The organism is Exiguobacterium sp. s149 (assembly GCF_018618395.1).
Taxonomy (GTDB): domain Bacteria; phylum Bacillota; class Bacilli; order Exiguobacteriales; family Exiguobacteriaceae; genus Exiguobacterium; species Exiguobacterium chiriqhucha.
On record NZ_JACSLZ010000019.1, the window covers coordinates 1 to 18,320 of the forward strand.

The 18,320-nt window shown below is 52.2% G+C and carries 17 protein-coding genes; 8 read left to right on the forward strand and 9 right to left on the reverse strand.

Going from position 1 to position 18,320, the window contains the following annotated elements:
• Positions 1–47: 47 nt before the first annotated feature.
• A complete protein-coding gene (locus KNP81_RS14950) occupies positions 48–719 on the reverse strand; it encodes a DsbA family protein (protein WP_021066759.1) in 672 nt (223 codons plus the stop codon).
• 157 nt (positions 720–876) lie between these two features.
• On the opposite strand from KNP81_RS14950, the gene KNP81_RS14955 reads away from it, so the two are divergent.
• Complete coding sequence (locus KNP81_RS14955; RefSeq protein ID WP_214720489.1) at positions 877–2,472, forward strand: diguanylate cyclase domain-containing protein; 1,596 nt, start codon at positions 877–879, stop codon at positions 2,470–2,472.
• A 37-nt stretch (positions 2,473–2,509) separates the two neighbouring features.
• On the opposite strand, the gene odhB is transcribed toward KNP81_RS14955, so the two are convergent.
• Positions 2,510–3,787, reverse strand: a complete 1,278-nt coding sequence (odhB, locus tag KNP81_RS14960; protein ID WP_214720490.1) for a 2-oxoglutarate dehydrogenase complex dihydrolipoyllysine-residue succinyltransferase — start codon at positions 3,785–3,787, stop codon at positions 2,510–2,512.
• 18 nt (positions 3,788–3,805) lie between these two features.
• Positions 3,806–6,652 carry a 2-oxoglutarate dehydrogenase E1 component gene (locus tag KNP81_RS14965; RefSeq protein WP_214720491.1) on the reverse strand — a complete coding sequence of 949 codons (2,847 nt, stop codon included), beginning with the start codon at positions 6,650–6,652 and terminating at the stop codon, positions 3,806–3,808.
• 336 nt (positions 6,653–6,988) lie between these two features.
• On the opposite strand from KNP81_RS14965, the gene KNP81_RS14970 reads away from it, so the two are divergent.
• The 4 genes from KNP81_RS14970 to KNP81_RS14985 all read left to right on the forward strand — a co-directional run bounded on the left by KNP81_RS14970 (position 6,989) and on the right by KNP81_RS14985 (position 9,554).
• The gene (locus tag KNP81_RS14970; protein WP_214720492.1) at positions 6,989–7,924 is read left to right on the forward strand and encodes an ABC transporter ATP-binding protein; all 936 of its coding nucleotides are present in this window, start codon (positions 6,989–6,991) and stop codon (positions 7,922–7,924) included.
• Positions 7,902–8,639, forward strand: a complete 738-nt coding sequence (locus KNP81_RS14975) for an ABC transporter permease (protein ID WP_214720493.1) — start codon at positions 7,902–7,904, stop codon at positions 8,637–8,639. Before KNP81_RS14970 ends, KNP81_RS14975 begins: the two co-directional genes overlap by 23 nt.
• A gap of 65 nt (positions 8,640–8,704) precedes the next feature.
• Positions 8,705–9,253, forward strand: a complete 549-nt coding sequence (locus KNP81_RS14980; RefSeq protein WP_214720494.1) for a cysteine hydrolase family protein — start codon at positions 8,705–8,707, stop codon at positions 9,251–9,253.
• Between the two features lie 106 nt (positions 9,254–9,359).
• Entirely contained in the window at positions 9,360–9,554 is a 195-nt protein-coding gene (locus tag KNP81_RS14985) for a hypothetical protein (protein WP_214720495.1), read from the forward strand.
• Positions 9,555–9,573: 19 nt separating this feature from the next.
• Here the strand turns inward: KNP81_RS14985 and KNP81_RS14990 are convergent, their stop codons facing one another.
• The 4 genes from KNP81_RS14990 to KNP81_RS15005 form a co-directional block, all read right to left on the reverse strand.
• Positions 9,574–10,188: a class I SAM-dependent methyltransferase gene (locus KNP81_RS14990; RefSeq protein ID WP_214720496.1), complete on the reverse strand. Its 615-nt coding sequence runs from the start codon at positions 10,186–10,188 to the stop codon at positions 9,574–9,576.
• A gap of 104 nt (positions 10,189–10,292) precedes the next feature.
• Entirely contained in the window at positions 10,293–12,197 is a 1,905-nt protein-coding gene (locus KNP81_RS14995) for an LTA synthase family protein (RefSeq protein WP_214720497.1), read from the reverse strand.
• A 195-nt stretch (positions 12,198–12,392) separates the two neighbouring features.
• Positions 12,393–13,172, reverse strand: coding sequence for a sulfite exporter TauE/SafE family protein (locus tag KNP81_RS15000; RefSeq protein WP_214720498.1), 780 nt, complete (start codon positions 13,170–13,172; stop codon positions 12,393–12,395).
• A 40-nt stretch (positions 13,173–13,212) separates the two neighbouring features.
• Entirely contained in the window at positions 13,213–13,584 is a 372-nt protein-coding gene (locus tag KNP81_RS15005; RefSeq protein WP_251130383.1) for a rhodanese-like domain-containing protein, read from the reverse strand.
• Between the two features lie 114 nt (positions 13,585–13,698).
• Between KNP81_RS15005 and KNP81_RS15010 the strand changes: the two genes are divergently transcribed.
• The 3 genes from KNP81_RS15010 (at position 13,699) to KNP81_RS15020 (ending at position 16,652) form a co-directional block, all read left to right on the forward strand.
• Positions 13,699–13,995, forward strand: a complete 297-nt coding sequence (locus KNP81_RS15010) for a rhodanese-like domain-containing protein (RefSeq protein ID WP_214720499.1) — start codon at positions 13,699–13,701, stop codon at positions 13,993–13,995.
• 71 nt (positions 13,996–14,066) lie between these two features.
• Complete coding sequence (locus tag KNP81_RS15015) at positions 14,067–15,467, forward strand: MBL fold metallo-hydrolase (RefSeq protein WP_214720500.1); 1,401 nt, start codon at positions 14,067–14,069, stop codon at positions 15,465–15,467.
• Between the two features lie 63 nt (positions 15,468–15,530).
• Positions 15,531–16,652, forward strand: coding sequence for a TlpA family protein disulfide reductase (locus tag KNP81_RS15020; RefSeq protein ID WP_214720501.1), 1,122 nt, complete (start codon positions 15,531–15,533; stop codon positions 16,650–16,652).
• A 31-nt stretch (positions 16,653–16,683) separates the two neighbouring features.
• Here the strand turns inward: KNP81_RS15020 and nfsA are convergent, their stop codons facing one another.
• Both nfsA and KNP81_RS15030 read right to left on the reverse strand, forming a co-directional pair.
• On the reverse strand, positions 16,684–17,433 hold the full coding sequence (nfsA, locus tag KNP81_RS15025; protein WP_214720502.1) for an oxygen-insensitive NADPH nitroreductase: 750 nt from the start codon (positions 17,431–17,433) through the stop codon (positions 16,684–16,686).
• A 66-nt stretch (positions 17,434–17,499) separates the two neighbouring features.
• Positions 17,500–18,186 (reverse strand): hypothetical protein, encoded by a 687-nt coding sequence (locus KNP81_RS15030; protein WP_214720503.1) that lies wholly within the window; start codon positions 18,184–18,186, stop codon positions 17,500–17,502.
• Between the last annotated feature and the right edge of the window lie 134 nt (positions 18,187–18,320).

Below are 18,320 nucleotides of genomic sequence, written 5' to 3' on the forward strand. Positions count from 1 at the left end.
GACGAGCCAAGCGAGATACAGACCATAACGGGTCAAGAATGAATGCTTCATGGCGTGCCTTGCTCAATCAATCGCTCAATCGTCTCGTAATCGAACGGGTCCTCGAGCATGACGCCGTTAATCATGATTGACGGTGTGAACTGGACACCGTGCTCTTTGACGAGCCCGTCATCGAGACTCACCTGTTCGAGCACCGTCGAGTTCTCACTCAAATCGTCCTCGAGCTTCGCCACATCGACCGATGTCGTCTCGCTCGCAATCTCTGTCAACCGCTCGACCGTGACCCATGCCTCGTCGTGCTGTTGACTCGCCGGTTGCGCGTCGTAAAGCGCCTTATGGAACTCCCAGAACGCGTCCGGGTCTTGTTTATACACCGACTCAGACGCGAGCGATGCCAAAATCGACTCTTGTCCGTGGAACAGGACGTTGATGTAGCTGAAACTGATTTTCCCTGTATCGATATAGTCTTCTTTCAACTTCGGATAGACCGTTTCGCCCCACTGTTTACAAGACGGGCATTTGTAATCCCCGAATTCCACGACCGAGACGGGTGCGTCCGCATCACCGAGCGTCGGCTGACCTTCCGTCGACACGTGTTCTGTCGTCGCCGGTGCCGCCGTCTCGGCTTGTTCGGTCGGTTGATTCATCAAGACGACCACGACGGCCACGAGGGCGACCGCGAGCAGTGTCGCGATGACCAATAGTTTGTTCTGTTTCAATCGTTTCACCTCTATTTGTATCGATTCGTCTTTCATTATAACGAAAGCGCTATCTGTTTCCACGAAATCGACCTTGTTTTTTCTCAACTTTGCTTCATGTCATGAAAAAAATGACGATGAACAAAGTGGATGTTGTGATTGTAGGAGGAATTTGTTCATGAAATCATTTTCGATGCGTCTCGGTCTCATTTTGGCGCTCAGCATCGCCACACTCGTTTTTTTACTCACCATCACGCTGACGTATATGACGAGTCAACGTTCCGCCGCCTCGCTCGAAGCGGAGATTGGGGAACGGTTGTCGATGACGTCGCATCAGCTCGTCGACAAGCTCGACTTTTACATGTGGTCACGCTATCAAGAAGTGCAATTACTTCAAGGGCTTGACGCCTTGAACGACCCTGCCTCGAGCCGGGCCCTGCTCGACCAGGTCCAGACGAACATCCCCGCTTTCTCGTGGATGGGCGTGACCGACGCGTCGGGGAACGTCGTCGCTTCGACGAACGGAATCTTAGAAGGCGCCAGCATCAAAGAGCGCCCTGTTTTCCTCGAGGCACAGACTGAGCCGTTCATCGGCGATGTGCATGAAGCCGTTTTGCTCGCCGAGCTGTTGCCGAACCCGAGTGGCGAAGTCCTCCAGTTCGTCGACATCAGCGTCCCGCTCGTCCGTGACGGGACCTTCCAAGGCGTGCTCGCGACCCACCTCAGTTGGGAATGGGGCAATGAAGTGCTCCGCCACTTCAACCGGACGCTCCACCATCAGTCCGAGTATACCGACTTGTTCGTCGTCAGCGGACGTGACAACACGGTGTTGCTCGGTCCCGACCACCTCGTCGGCAAACCGCTCCCGACGTCATTGAAAGAAGGCTGGCACGTCGACACGTGGCAGGACGGAACTTCTTATTTGACTGGTGTCGCCATCGGTGAAGGTTATGAGGATTACGCCGGACTCGGTTGGAGTGTCGTCGTTCGCCAACCGACCGAAGTCGCGTTCGCCCCGGTCATCGAACTAGAGAACAAAATATTATGGATCGGTCTCATCGCCTCGCTCGTGACGTCTACGCTCGGATGGTTCCTCGCCTCGATTGTGACGCGACCGTTACAACGGATCACCGAAACGGCTGCTCTGATGAAGCAAGGGAAGGCCAAGACGTTCCCGCACCAGTCTGGGATTCATGAGATTGAGTCGCTCGCATTCGCCCTCGAGTCACTTGTCTCGTCTCTCACCGAATCTGAGACAGAACGTGTCCATTACGAGTCACTCGCCAACCGTGACGTCTTGACCGGACTCGCGAATCGGACGGCGCTTCGACACTATTTGAACGAAGCCCAAGCGACGAAGAACGAGTACGTCTGTTTCTATATCGACCTCGACGGTTTTAAAGCCGTCAACGACACGTATGGACACGCCACGGGCGACGATGTCTTGATTGAGATTGCCGAACGGTTGAAACGCGTGACGCTCGATGGTGCCTATCCGATCCGGTTGAGCGGTGACGAGTTCTTCCTCTTGTTCGAACGGAATGGAAAGAGTGAACGATTGATCACTCAAATCGGACAAGACCTCATCACTTCCCTGTCCGAACCGATTACCATTGAAGGCGGGACGACAAGCGTCGGGGCAAGTATCGGCGCCTCGCTCTGGCAGACGGAGACGGTGCCACACGCCGCCATCGAACGGGCGGACCAGGCGCTCTATCGCTCAAAGGCGAACGGAAAGCAACAAATCACGCTCGATGAGACGCTCATCGCATAAGCAAAGGTCCATGCCGCTCGGCATGGACCTTCTTGTATTACGCTTCGAACAACAATTGTTCTGGATCTTCAATCATGTCTTTAATGTGCTTGAGGAATGTCACGGCCTCACGACCATCGACGATGCGGTGGTCATACGAGAGCGCCACGTACATCATCGGGCGGTTCTCCATCGTTTCCGCGTCGATAGCGATTGGGCGGAGTTGAATCGAGTGCATCCCGAGAATCGCGACTTGTGGGCCGTTCAAGATCGGTGTCGACAAGAGTGAGCCGAAGACGCCACCGTTCGTGATCGTGAACGTTCCACCTGTGAGGTCGCTCAACCCGAGCTTGTTATTGCGTGCTTTATCGGCGAGGTGCAAGATGTCTTTCTCGATTTCACCGAAGTTCTTGCGATCCGCTTCGCGGACGACCGGGACGACGAGGCCGTCCGGAGCCGACACGGCGATACCGATGTCATAGTATTTTTTCAAGACGATCTCGTTGCCTTGAATCTCAGCGTTCAAGTACGGCATCCGTTTGAGTGCCGCAACGGCCGCCTTCGTGAAGAACGACATGAAACCGAGTTTGACGTCATTGTCTTTGATGAACTTCTCTTGGCGACGTTTGCGGAGCGCCATGACAGCCGACATATCGATTTCGTTGAACGTCGTCAGCATCGCTGCCGTCTGTTGAACTTCGACGAGACGGTTGGCAATCGTTTGACGACGGCGCGTCATTTTGATGCGCTCTTCGTCTTTGCCGCTCGCCGCCGTTTGCGGTGCCGCTGCTGGAGCTTTCGGTGCTTGTGGCGCTGGCGTCGGTGCCGGTTTCGACTCGTGGCTCGTCACGTCATGGACGTTGATGCGACCAATCGGGTCGTTCGTTTGGACGGCTGACAAATCGATGCCTTTCTCACGGGCCAATTTACGGGCCGCCGGTGTCGCGATTGGTCCTTTGCCTGGGCTCGCGACGTGCTCTTCACGGCGCTCGACTTTCTTCGCTTCTCCGACCGCTTCGACTTTCGTCTCGGCTGGTGCTGGAGCCGTCTCAGCAGGTGCTTCTGTCTTTGTCTTCGTCGCGACGGCCGTGCCGCCACCCGATCCTGAGCTGAGGCGAGCGATCACTTGTCCAACTTGGACCGTGTCCCCTTCGGCCGCCAATTGCTCGTCGAGCGTGCCCGACTCATCGGCCGGCACCTCGATGTTGACTTTGTCCGTCTCGAGTTCGACGATGGCTTCCCCTTTTTCGACGTGGTCGCCTGGCTGTTTGAGCCAAGACGCGACCGTTCCTTCCGTAATGGACTCTGCTAATTCAGGTACTTTGATTTCGATCACAATGAGTTCCCCCTTAACTTATTTACGATCTTTTTGGTATGTGCTCGTGCCGGCAGCAGCCGAGACGGCGTCACGTGAAATGGCGTCACGGATGATTCGTGCTTGCTCTTGTTTATGGGCTGTCGGATTCCCTTCAGCCGGGCTCGAACGGCGGCGACGGCCGACGTAGCGGACGTTCAGACGGTTCGATGTGACAGCTTCGAGACGAGGCTCGATGTACGTCCATGCCCCCATGTTCTTCGGCTCTTCTTGGACCCAGACGATCTCTTTCGCGTTCGGATAGCGGCTGATCAATTCACGGATCTCACGGACCGGGAACGGATAGATTTCTTCGACGCGGATGATGTGCAGGAAGTCGAGTGACTCCTCTGACTTCATCGTCGCTTCTTGCAAATCGATTGCCATCTTCCCTGAACAGAAGACGAGACGTTCGACTTGCTCCGGATTCTCACCGAGACCGACTTGTTCGATGATCGGACGGAAGTTATTGTCTGACAGTTCATCGACCGGTGAGGCTGCAAGCGGATGACGGAGCAGGCTCTTCGGTGTCATGATGATCATCGGACGGATTTGTTCCGTGCCGAGCATCTTCGCCTGACGACGCAAGATGTGGAAGTACTGCGCGGCCGTCGACAAATTCGCGACCGTCCAGTTTTTTTCTCCAGCGAGCGTCAAGTAACGCTCCATGCGGGCGCTCGAGTGCTCTGGCCCTTGGCCTTCATAACCGTGCGGCAACAGCATGACGAGACCTGACTTCTGTCCCCATTTGGCGCGGCCGGCCGAGATGAACTGGTCGAACATGACCTGGGCCGAGTTGGCGAAGTCGCCGTACTGGGCTTCCCAAAGCACGAGCGTGTCTTGGGCGAAGACGTTATAGCCGTATTCGAAACCGAGCACCGAGCCTTCTGAGAGCGGGCTGTTGTGGACCGAGAACGAGGCGTTCGCCGTCGACAAGTGATGGAGCGGCGAGAACTTCTTACCTGTCTCGACATCGTTCAACATGATGTTACGTTGCGCGAACGTACCGCGCTCCGAATCTTGTCCGCTCAAACGGATTGGTGTGCCGTCCGAGATGATTGAGGCGTAAGCGAGCGTCTCGGCATGGCCCCAGTCGACTTTCCCGTTGTCCGCGAACGCGTCACGGCGACGGTCGAGCACTTTTTGCAGCTTATGGAACACGCCGAAGCCTTCCGGCCAGACGAGCAATTCGTCATTCAATTGCTGGAGCACGTCACGTTCGACACCTGTCTCAACGAACGGGAAGCCTTTGTGGACCGCTTCCGGCAAGATGATGTCGGCATCTTCTTCTTCGGCCGGGACGAGGTCACGGGCCGATTTGAGACGGTCTTCAATCGATTGCTCGATCGTCGCTTTGTCTTCTTTCGACATGACGCCTTCCGCTTCGAGCATGTCGGCATAGACATGACGGACCGATTTGTGTTCTTTGATGGCCTTATAGAGCACTGGGTTCGTGTTCATCGGCTCATCCATCTCGTTATGACCGTAGCGGCGGTAGCCAACCAAATCGACGAGAATGTCTTTATGGAATTTGGCGCGATACTCGCTGCACAGTTTAGCGACAGCGACACACGCTTCCGGATCGTCCGCATTGACGTGGAACACCGGAATCTCATAGCCTTTGGCGATATCACTCGCATAACGTGTCGAGCGCGAGTCGCTCGGGTCGGTCGTGAAGCCGATCGTGTTGTTGGCGATGACGTGGACCGTCCCAGCTGTACGATAACCATTCAAGTTCGTCATGTTGAGCGTCTCGGCGACGATGCCTTGACCTGGGAACGCAGCATCCCCGTGAATCAAGATTGATGCCGCTTTGTCGTCATGTTGGACGGCCATCCCTTTCTCAGAGCGGTCGTCTTGCGCGGCGCGCGTATACCCTTCGACGACCGAACCGACGAACTCGAGGTGACTCGGGTTGTTTGCGAGGTTCAAGCGGACTTCTTTCTTCTCTTCTAACACTCTGCGGTCGAGACCGAGGTGATATTTCACGTCGCCGGACCAACCGAAGTTGATGCCAATCGATCCTTCCGACGGAATCAATTCTTTATTCGGGGCGTGCTGGAACTCAGCGAAAATCATCTCATACGGTTTGCCGAGCACGTGCGCGAGCACGTTCAAGCGTCCACGGTGGGCCATCCCGATGTTGATATGTTCTGACCCGCTCGAGATGAGGCCACCGACCATGGCGTCAAGGAGCGGCACCATCGCGTCGAGCCCTTCGATTGAGAAGCGTTTTTGTCCGACGTATGTCTTATGGAGGAACGACTCGAACAACTCTGTTTCCGCTAGACGTTGGAACAACTCGATTTTCTCGTTCTTCGAGTATTTCGCTTTCAATGCGCCCTGCTCGATGCGGCGGCGAATCCAACGCTTCTCTTCCATGTCATCCAAGTGACGGAGCTCGATGGCGACCGGGCCTGTATAGACGTCAAGCAAGTGACGAACGAGCTCGAGCGCGTTCGCACCCGGCTTCGGCACGTCTTCCGACAACAAGTGAGCCGGTACTTGCTCGAGGTCCGCTTCACTCAACCCGTAGCGGTCAAACGCAAATAAGCCGTGCTCGCGTGGGTGGTCTTTGAGCGGATAGATGTCGGCCGCTTTATGGCCGAGTGCCCGGATATCATTGACCAACCGTGTCGCTGCCACGACTTTCTCTAAATCAAACGATGCAGCCGGCGCGACAGGTGCGCTCGCTTCCGGGGCCCCGTGCTCGTCAAAGTATTGACGCGTCTCCGCATCGACTGATTCTGGGTCTTCCACATACTGCTCGTACAATTCAACGATATAGCCTAAGTTTGGACCATAAAATGCTTGTACTTCTTCGCGACCGTTTGACGACTCTCCCATTGAATAAATCCCCCTATCCGTTCCTGTGCGCCCGATGTGTGAACGCTTTCATTTTAACATTAAGCACGAAGCAGTTCATCCTTCTGATTCGTCCTGCAAAAAGAGCCAAATCTTGCCTCTTTCTCTCCTCTCCATACTACACCTTTCCATATGGAAAGACCCTTTCAAATTCACAATTCGTCCATACTATTTCAATAAGTTTTCCTTATCAACAAATTGTGAAATCAGGCGTTTGTTTCAACAATTTCAAAAAAAAGGTGAAACCTTATTTCAATCTGCTCCGTATAGTACGGTAATCCAGTTGGAAAATACTCTCAACGAAAGCAAGGTGATCTTATGTTATCCGTACAAAACGTACACAAGAAAATGGGGCAGACGAACGTCCTGACAAACGTCAGTTTTGACGTCACCCCTGGAGAAATCTTCGGATTCCTCGGACCGAATGGCGCCGGGAAGACGACGACGATCCGCATCATCACCGGACTCATGCCGGCGACACATGGCACCGTCACCGTCGACGGGTTCGACGTCTCAACAGATCGCCAACAAGCGCTCAGTCGCATCGGAGCCATCGTCGAGAACCCGGCCTTCTATCCATATTTGACGGGCCGCGAGAACTTGATTCACGCGATGAACTTGATTCCCGGCTTAAAGAAAGTCGATTTGAACGCCCTCGGCGCCCTCGTCGGACTCGAGACGAAACTTGATATGAAAGTGAAACAATACTCGCTCGGGATGAAACAGCGCCTCGGGATTGCCCGTGCCCTACTTCATAACCCGAAAGTCTTGATTCTCGACGAACCGACAAACGGGCTCGACCCGGCCGGAATCGCCGATTTGCGTAACTACTTACGGCATTTAGCCGACCATCGCGGCATCGCCATCCTCATCTCAAGTCATTTATTGAGCGAGATGGAACTGATCACCGATCGGTTCGCCATCATCGACCAAGGACAAATCAAATCGATTCAAGGTGACGGCGAAGCGAAGACGGAGAGTGTCATCCTCTGTAAGGTCGACCGCAAACAAATGAACGAGGCGCTCGATGTCGTCGCACTCGCGTTCGATGACGTGAAAATCATTCAACAATCGGCCGAGACGTTCATCGTCCCACGTCCGGAAACGGATATCCCGCACTTGTTGAAACATCTTGTCGATCGCGACATCGCGGTCTATCAAATAGGCATGAAGCACGAGACACTTGAGGAGCAGTTCTTGAAAGTGACGAAGAAAGAAGGAGGCACGAACAATGCGTTCATTACTGGCCAATGAATTTATGAAGTGGCGGCGCACGATCAAACCGTTGATCGCGCTCGGCATGTATACCGGGATTATCATCTTGACGTACTTCATCGTCCGGAGCGGCGACAATCCAGGTGACGCGGAAACATTCGTCAACTATGCGACGATGGCCGCCATGACGTTCCTCGGGATTTTCACGATCGTGTTCACAGCCGAGATGATTGGAAATGAGTTGAAATTTGATACGTTGAAGCACTTGCTCATGAGCCCGTACTCGCGCGACCGGATTTTACTCTCGAAACTTGTCGCCGCGCTCTTGATCATGCTCGTCCAATTCGTGTTCATCATTGCTGTCACGTATGGCTTCGCCTGGACGCTCGACGGAGCATTGACGTTCGAGCAGTTCCGCAACGTCTTACTTAGTGTCTCGAGCGGCGTGTTCGTCATCTTCTTGACGCTCATGTTCTCGGTCGTCTTCAAGTCCGTTGGCGTCGTCATTGGTTTCACCGTGCTCGCGAACTTCGTGTCGACGATGATTGGCGGACTCCTCATCGCTTGGAAGCCGGACATCGCCAAATGGATCGTCTTCTTGCATACGGACCTGTCGATTTATTACCAGAGCCCTGGCTTCATGGAAACAATGGACGTAACGATTTGGTTCTCGGCGTTCTATGTGTTGATTCATATCGTCGCGTTCTATATCATCACTGCATTCGTATTCCGGAGCAAAACGTTCGCTGAATGACGATTAACGCCGTCGGCAGAGTGGTACTTCATAATGTGAGACTCACTTGGAATGGAGGGACCACGATGTCAAAGACGGCGTTACTCATCATCGACATGTTCAATGATTTCGACTTTGTCGGCGGGGAGGACCTACTTCGAAACACGGAGCCGATTGTCGACCCGATATTAAAACTGAAGCGGCATTTTAAGGCGAACGATTGGCCGGTCATCTATTGCAACGACAACTTCGGTCAGTGGAAAGACAGCACCGAGGATATCATCCGTCACGTCGAGTCGTCGAAAGGCAGCGCCATCGCAAAACGGATTGCACCGGAAGACAAAGAGTATTTCATCATCAAACCAAGGCACTCGACGTTTTACGGGACGCAGCTCGATATCTTGTTGCGTCAACTTGAGGTCACATCGCTCGTCCTGACCGGTGTCGCCTCGGACATCTGTATCTTGTTCTCAGCGAACGACGGGTACATGCGCGAGTATGAACTCCACGTCCCGCTCGACTGCGTTGCTGCCGAGACGGACAAACGAAATGATAGCGCCTTAATCGTCATCCATGAGGCGCTCGGCATTCCGATTGACGATGCTGAGACGTATATTAATCAGCAAGACGTGTGATAAAAGCCTCTGATTGTTGGACACAGAATCCCAACATTTCAGAGGTTTTTTCGTTTTGTTTTCAGCTATGCTAGAAGTATGAAGAAACTATGAAGGATGTGACAATATGTATCTCACAATTGGATTATCGTTACTCGTTTGCTTGATTGCCCTCATTTTTACGATCATGGTCGGACTCGGGAAAGACAAATCAGACTACAATCAAAAGAAAAGCTGGTCAATGGTGTCGTGGACGTATATCGTCTTGTTCCCGGTCTCATTTTTGGCGCTCGGCCTGTTATACTATTTCATTACCCGATGACCTCGTTCATCGGGATTTTTTATTTGACCGCGACGGTGATCCCGATTGGATAATGGCGCGTCCCCCGCTTCGGTTCGACGAGCACGCCTCGTTGGTAATAGAACTCGGTCGATGTGAATGACGTAAATAATTCCTCAAACTCGGCCTCAGTGAACTGATGGGCATGGAAGGGCTCATTCGTCGGTTGCCCGACGCCTTGACCGAACGGTGTCGACAACACCAAGATTCCGCCTGGTTTCAAAAAGTCCCACACGTTCGCCATGAATGTCTTATAGTCAGTCACGTGTTCAATCGTCTCAAAGCTGACGATGCAATCGAACATCCCGAGTTTGTCCGGTAACGTCCGGTCGACGACATCGCCTACGATATAGTCGACGTTCGGGTGGTGATAACGCCCTTTCGCATAGCGCGTCGCCTCTTCCGACAAGTCGACGGCGACGACCTCGGTCACGGTCCCTTTCAAGTTCTTCGCAATCAATTGACTGCCATATCCACTCCCACTCGCAAAATCGAGGACGCGTCCGTTCATGTATAACAATGCGAAATGGTAACGCGCGATATGTTCGAGTAACAATCCGTTCAGCGGGTCCATGCGATCTGGGATGACCCGTTCTCCCGTATAATCTAATGTCATAAATTCTCCTTTGGAAAGCTATTCTGCTTTCATCTTAGTCTTCCTAGCACGCAACGACCACAAAAAAGAGAAAAGATTGTCTCCAACCTTTTCTCTCCTCGTTATTAGTCTTGCTTGAAGCGGAGTAAATCCGAATAGATGAGCTGGTCGTTCATCTCAAGGATTTTATTCGCTTCTTCTTCAAGTGGCGTACATGCTGCACCATCTTCAGCGACTTCGCCAGTCTTGGCGTCATAACACATCGACTGCGTGAACAGATGGTCTTGCGTCACGACCGTTCCATCACGGAAGATGGCGCGGTCATAATGCTCTTTCGAGAACAAGTCATTCCCGAATCCGACCTGTTCAGATGTATCGATTCCGAGCAAGTGCTGAATCGTCGGGTTCATGTCGACGTGACTTCCGATTGTCTCATGCACTTCACCCTTGTCTTGGCCCGGTAAGTGGATTGCGAACGGGACCGCTTGGAGCTTGGCGACGTCGTATGGCGTCAACTCGTCTTTCCCGAGCAAATCAGCCATAGCGGCATTATGGTTCGTCGAGATGCCATAATGGTCACCGTAGACGACGAAAATCGTGTCGTCCCACATGCCGTTCGCCTTCAACTCGTCGATGAACAAGCCGAGGGCGTAATCTTGGTAAGCGAGCGCTTGCGGGAAGTTGTTGAGCGTCGTCGAGTTCGTCTCAAATTTTGGAACGAGCTCGTGCTTTTCACTCGGCATCGTGTACGGGAAATGGTTCGTAAGCGTGATGAACTTCGCGTAGAACGGTTCCGGAAGCTCTTCGAGCATCGGTACCGATTGGCGGAAGAACTCATCATCGAGCAGACCCCACTCCGTCATATCCTCGGGGTTTCCGAGGTCATAGCTGGCTTCGTCAAAGAACTTGTCGACGCCGATGTTTTGATACATCTGGTCGCGGTTCCAGAACGATTTGTTGTTGGCGTGGAACACGGCCGAGTAATAGTTGTCATCTTTTATGACTTCTGGTAACGCGTTATATTCGTTGTCGGCGTTCGTGAAGTAGACTCCTCCACGTGACAGACCGTAAAGCGAGTTATCGAGTGCGAACTCGGCATCTGACGTCTTCCCTTGGCCAGTCGTATGGTAATAGTTCGGCCAATAGTGGGACTCTTCGATCAGTTTGTTCAAGTTCGGCGTGATGTACTCGCCGTTCGACGCTTTCATGTTGTGCGTGAAGTTTTGGGCCGACTCGAACGAGACGACGACCACGTTCTTGCCTTTATACTTCCCGAACATCTCCGGGTCCGGAGCCGCATAGTTCTGACGAGTGAAGTTCTCGACTTCATCCAGTTCAGAACCGTCTGCGAGCGCCTTCTGGGCCGATGTCTTCGTTTGGAGCATGGCGTCGTAGACGTGGAAGTTGAACGTTCCTAAGTTTTTAACCAACAGCTCTCGGTCGAACGAGCGCGTCAACAGTTCTGGACGCTCCGTTTCGGCGAGGACGAGGTTAAACCCGAACAAGGCCGCGGCCGCACCGAACGTGATTAAGACGCGGCGTTGCGATGCCTGGCTCGTCTCGTTCATCTTCCATAGTAGGAATGGAAGCACGACGAGGTCTCCTAATAGGAGCAAGTCTTTCCATTCGAGAAGCGAGAGGAACGAAGACGAGAGCGTCTCCATGTTCGACGACTGGAACAAGACCGGTACGGTCAAGAAGTCTGTGAACTCACGATAGTACGTCGTATCCGCGAACAAGATAAGCGAGGAGACGAGGTATAGACTGTACAGTGCCCACTTCCGCTTATTCCCCCCGAAGAAGAAGCTGAACGCGAACAGGAACAACGTGAAACTGAGCGGGTTGATGAATAGGATGAATGCCTGGACCGCGTTCTCGGCCGGTATATTGAAGAAGAACTGATACGCGATCAGCGACTTCGTCCATAACAGGATGGTGAACATCCAAAACAGACGGTGTGTCTTGAACGAGTCGAGCGCCGTCTGACGGAAGCGGTCCATCCTTCCTTTCGATTGATTCGTGTGATTCATGTAAACACTCCTTATATGGAATTCAAGTTAAAGATTCATTTTCTTTTTAGACGTATAAGCTATATTTTAACGTTCCCTTGAACTCAATTCAACTAATTGACGTTTACAACTATACACAAACTTAACAATCCGATTGCAATGTTTACGAAAAAAAGACTACCGAGTCGCCTCGGTAGCCGATTACGAGTGATTCGCTCACCTGATGATATCCATCCAAATTTTTACTGTACTCGCTAAAATGAGTAGCGCTAAAATCATCTGCAGTGATTTTGTCTTCATGTTTTTACCGACGTTCGCGCCGAGCGGTGCGGCGATCAAACTGGCGATAATCATGATGACGGCAGGTTCCCACACAATTTGATCGGTGATAATTTTCCCTGCTGTCGAGCCAATTGACGAGATGAACGTGATAGCGAGCGAACTCGCGATTGCCATCTTCGTCGGAATCCGGAGCACGACGAGCATAATCGGCATCAAGATGAACGCACCTGCTGCCCCGACGATTCCTGCGGCCACCCCGACGACGAACGCCGAACTCGCTGCAATCACTTTATTGAATGTGACTTGGTCGAGTGGGACGTCCTCGACGTTCTTTTTCGGTAAGAACATCATGATTGTCGCAATCGTCGCGAGCACGGCGTAGACGACGTTAATCAAGTTCTCAGACAAGAGCGTCGAGCCGTAGCCGCCGATGAAACTCCCGATCAAGACGGCGACACCCATATACAGGATGAGCTGCTTATTCAAGTAGCCGCCTTTCCGGTATGCGTAAATCCCACCGATTGTCGCGAAGAAGACTTGAATCGCGCTGATCCCCGATACTTCATGGGCGCTGAACGCTGCGAAGCCGAGAAGCGGTGGAATGTACAACAGCATCGGATATTTAATAATCGATCCGCCAATCCCGACCATCCCCGAAATGAACGACCCGATAAAGCCGATCAAAAAGATGGTGATAATAAATCCAAATTCCATATTAACTCCTCCAATTCCCTACCCTCTATATAAGTAAGTTTTATTGTTGTTCCCAAGCGATCATGCCACCCGAGACGTCATAAATCTCCGTATAGCCACGCTCTTGCAACAGCTGTGCCGCTTGGGCACTCCGGTTCCCGCTCCGACAGATGACATAAATCGGTTCACCTTTCGGATGAGGCAGTTCGGTGGCATTTAATGATGAAAGTGGTGCGTTCCCCGCTCCTTCGATATGCCCCCCCTCGTATTCATCCACTTCTCGGACGTCTAACAAGGTTATTTCTTCGTTTTCCAATCTGTTTTGTAGTGTTTCGACGCCAATTTTTGTAATTTCACTCTCACCTGACGTAAAAAGAACGATTCCGACCGTCGCCAGCACTAAAATCGACACAATCATCATGATTTCCTTCAATTTTCGACCTCCGATTCTTTTTCTTGCATTCAGTATACCTCGGGGGGTATATTAAAAACAACGAAAGAAACTCGCTTCAAAAATTCATAAACCAAAAAAGGAGATTTATCACTCATGAAAACCATTTCGACTACTGAACTAGAAACGTTGCTTCAATCTAATGAGACGCTTAACTTGATTGATGTTCGGGAGACAGACGAATTTGCAGGTGGCCACATCAAGCAAGCGAAAAACGTCCCACTCTCTGAATTCGGTGCGAAAGTCGATGAGCTCGATCGTTCGAAACCGATTCACGTCATCTGTGCGGCAGGCGGACGAAGCATGAACGCTTCGGCTTACCTCGATTCACTCGGCTTCGATGTCGTCAACGTCGATGGCGGCATGATGAGCTGGACAGGCGAAACGGTCTAATACTCTTCTATATATACAGTCAAAAAAAATCACAATCGTTCACAATCAACTATTCTTAGGGGGTATGTCACATGTTATTACGTTATTTCTATGATCAAAAATTAGCACAAGCATCTTATATAGTCGGTTGCCAAATGACCGGCGAAGCCGTCGTCATCGACCCGGCCCGTAACATCACACCGTATCTTCAAGAAGCTGCAAAAGAAGGCATGAAGATCGTGGCGACGGCTGAGACGCACATCCACGCCGACTTCGTATCAGGTTCACTCGAGCTTGCGAAACGCACCGGTTCAACAGCTTACCTCTCAGACGAAGGTGACGCGTCATGGAAATATGCGTTCGCGAAAGACATCGATTCAAAACTCGTCAAAGATGGTGACACGTTCAAAGTCGGTAACGTCACACTCGAAGTCATGCATACACCAGGTCACACGCCAGAACATATCTCGTTCTTGCTTTACGACCGGAACCAGACACAACCGATGGGTATCTTCACAGGCGACTTCGTCTTCGTCGGCGATATCGGTCGTCCTGACCTGCTCGAAGAAGCAGCCGGTGTAAAAGGAACGACAGCTATCGGTGCCGAGCAAATGTTCAACTCGCTCAAGAAGTTCAAAGCGCTTCCTGACTTCGTTCAAGTCTGGCCGGGTCACGGTGCCGGCAGTGCCTGTGGGAAAGCGCTCGGCGCCATCCCGACATCGACCGTCGGTTACGAGAAAGCGACGAACTGGGCACTTCAAATGACTGATCAAGATGCGTTCATCAAAGAGTTGACGACGGATCAACCCGAACCGCCGAACTACTTCGCAATGATGAAGAAAGTAAACAAAGAAGGCATTCAAGTGACGAACATGATTGCTCGTCCAGAAGTCGTCGGTACGGACCGCCTCGACACGCTCGTCGACGAGACACAAGTCGTCGATACACGTAAAGGGGAAGAATTCGCCAAAGGACACGTCCCTGGCACCATCAACACCCCATACAACACGAAATTCGTCTCATGGGCCGGCTGGCTCGTCAACTTCGACAAAGACATCACACTCATCGCGAGCGCGGAAGACGTCGAACAAGTGCAGACGGACCTTCAATCGATCGGCCTCGACCGACTCCGCTTCATCGTCCCAGTCGAAGAGCTCGGTCAAGAGCTGTTGACGGAAACGTACACGGACGTGACAGCGGAACAAGCGATCGAATCAGCTGAAAAAGGTGACGTCTTCGTCCTCGACGTCCGGAATGCGACGGAATGGAACGCGAGCCACTACGAGAAAGCCGAACGTATCCTCCTCGGTAAATTGGCACGCGACCACGAAGGTCTCCCGACAGACCAAACGATTGCTGTCCACTGTGCGTCAGGCGTCCGTTCACGGATGGCTGCGAGCGTGCTTCAATCACTCGGCTACAAGGATATCCAAAACATCCTCGGTGGTTACGGTGCGATGAAGACGGTCCTCAATGCAGCGCAAATCGGCTAATGCTATACTACAAACAATGAAAGCGCCCACTCGTCTGGGCGCTTTTTCTCTAGGAGGGATTGTGTGATTGCGATTGGTCCATTGAACGTTCGACTCGATTTACTGGCTATGATGGCCATCTTGCTCATGCTCTACATTGGCTTTAAAAAAATCGGCTTATCGGAAAAAGACCGCGACGCCGTCCTCGGCACATGGTTCGCCGGTTTCCTCGCGTGGAAAGGAAGTGCAATCGTCCTCGGTCTCGCGTCGACGGGTAGTTTGGCCTTATCCCTTTATGCGACCGGCGGCACGTGGTCACTCCTGATCGCCGCCGGTTTGATTGCTTTTTTCGTCTACCGGCTCACACCTAGCTTACGTGGCTATTGGTTGTTCTCGGCCTTGTTCCTTTGGTTGGCGATGACGCTCGTCGTCCCGAAATATGGGACGCTCCCACTGCTTTCATCGCCGCAACCGCTCCATCTCTATATGGCATCCCTCATCGTCTTACTGCTCATCGCGACGTTGCGCTGGATGCGGACACCGACGCTCGGAGCACTGCTCTGGACGGGGGTCGGTGCATTTTCGATTTGGTTGCTCGAATCAATCGTCACCAGTACGTTCGAGTTGTGGTGGATCATTCCGTTCTTCCTTCTAATCACCGTCGCTGCCTACGTGGCACCACCGTCCAAGACGGCCATTCAATACGGACTCGGTCTCATCGTCGTGCTCGCCATCATCAACGCCAGCCTACCAGACGAGACACCACGGCTCGAGGCCGGTTCGTCTCAGACCGGTTTGAACATCGGTCAAGTACCGCCGAACTTCGAACTGAAGCGGACGGATGGGACGACGTTCAACTTGAATGAGTTGCGCGGCGAACGGGTTGTCGTCAACTTCTGGGCGTCGTGGTGCCCACCGTGTCGGGCCGAGATGCCCGACATGGCCAAGTTTGCCCGTGAACAAGACGATGTGACCATCGTCGCCGTCAATACGACGACGAGTGAACGGGATGTCGCTGATGCCGAATCATTTGTCGCCCCGTATGAAGACGCATTCGAAGTCGTCTACGACGAGGAAGGAATCGTCGGAGATGCGTATCGGATTCAGGCGATGCCGACGACATACGTCCTCGATAAAAATGGAGTCATCGTCGCCAAGCAATTCGGCGCCATCGACCACGCCTGGCTCAAAGCGCAGACAAACTGAAAACCGCCAAAATAAAATTTGGCGGTTTTTTTCATTGCTTCAAATAGCCTTGCGTCTTCAAGAAATCTTTCACGTCGAGCCGGGTCGGTCTCGATAACATCCGTCCCATTTGTCCGGTCCACGTGTCGCTTCGTTGGTTCGACCCGCGTGCCGCATAGTAATCGTGAATCGTCGCATCATACGCATCGAGTTCTTGTTTCAGTTGCTCGGCGTCGGCGACGTATGTGTTCTCATGATAAATATGTTCGAGTGGGAGGCGCGGTTTTTGACCTTCGACGTGCTCTGGTACACCGACGGCAAGTCCGAAGAGAGGCAATACCCGCTCCGGCAGACCGAGCAGTTCCTTCACAGCGAACATATCATTGCGAATCCCGCCGATATAGCAAATGCCGAGGCCCATCGATTCGGCGGCAACGACAGCATTTTGCGAAGCGAGCGCGGCATCAATGACCGCAACAAGTAACTTCTCATCCGTCTCGAGTGTCGCATTCACTTCGGCCCCCCGCAGTTCACCGATTAACTCATGTCGATATAAATCAGCGCAGAAGACGAAGAAATGACCGTTGTCGATGACGTACTGCTGGTTACCAGCGATTTCGGCTAGCCTTGCTTTCTTCTCCGGGTCGGTCACCCCGATGATGGAATAGGCTTGGATAAAGCTCGACGTCGAGGCGCGCTGGGCGCTCTCGACGATGAGCCGGATTTGTTCGTCGGTCAACGTCTCGTCCGTGAACGAGCGAACGGAGCGGTGGTTCAATAGTGTTTCAATGACTTGGTTCATGAAGCATCCCCCTTTTTTCTTATCTTGGCATAACCACAAGATCGGGACAATTTTGAAAGCTTCTAGTCAGACATCCACCTCAAAAATCGCCCACGGTAGCCAAAGGACAGATTCTGTCTCGACGTCTTCTTGATTGCTGTATGTACAATAACGTTCCGCTTCTTCAAGCGTCGCTATGAATCCATGTCTATTCAATTGGAACGAGAACTGTTCGGCAAAATCTCGTTCTAGCCCATTACATAGATACGAATGAAACATGCCGTTCTCATAACCGACCACTTCGTACCCAAGCAATCGTCCTAATGGCACGTCGCATCCGTGTCGCAAAAAACGTTCGACCCCGTAACGCTCAAGACTCTCGCCTTCGTCCCCTTCTGCTAAAAAGTCAGCAACATAAAACTCAGGCAACCCAAGTTCAATGATGTCGAGTTCGATGTGAGAGAAGAAAAGATCTCGAAATTTCTTTGCGAGTTCAACCGTCTGAAACGTTTGCGGATACCCGAGTTCCCCACTCGCTTGATGAATCTCCACCCATTCCGTGAGCTTAAAAAACGCTTCTTCGCTAAGCCGCAGTTGTTCCCGATACGTATTCTTACGATCTTTTGACGTCCCCCAAAGCACATCGAGTGTCGGATGTTGCTCACAAATGCATTCACTCGCTGATTGCACCAACCCCGGAATACGTTGTGCGTCCATATATTCTGCTCGCTCTGTACGTTCAATCAACAAATATCCACCACTTCGTACGTTCATTTCATCCCCTCCATTCTCTAGTATACGTAAAAAAGCAGAGTGGTGTAGACTGACCTAGCTATATGAGACACTAATAAAAACACCTTATTAGGCTGCCACCACACCATATTTTATCGGTGTGAGGTAGCCTAATT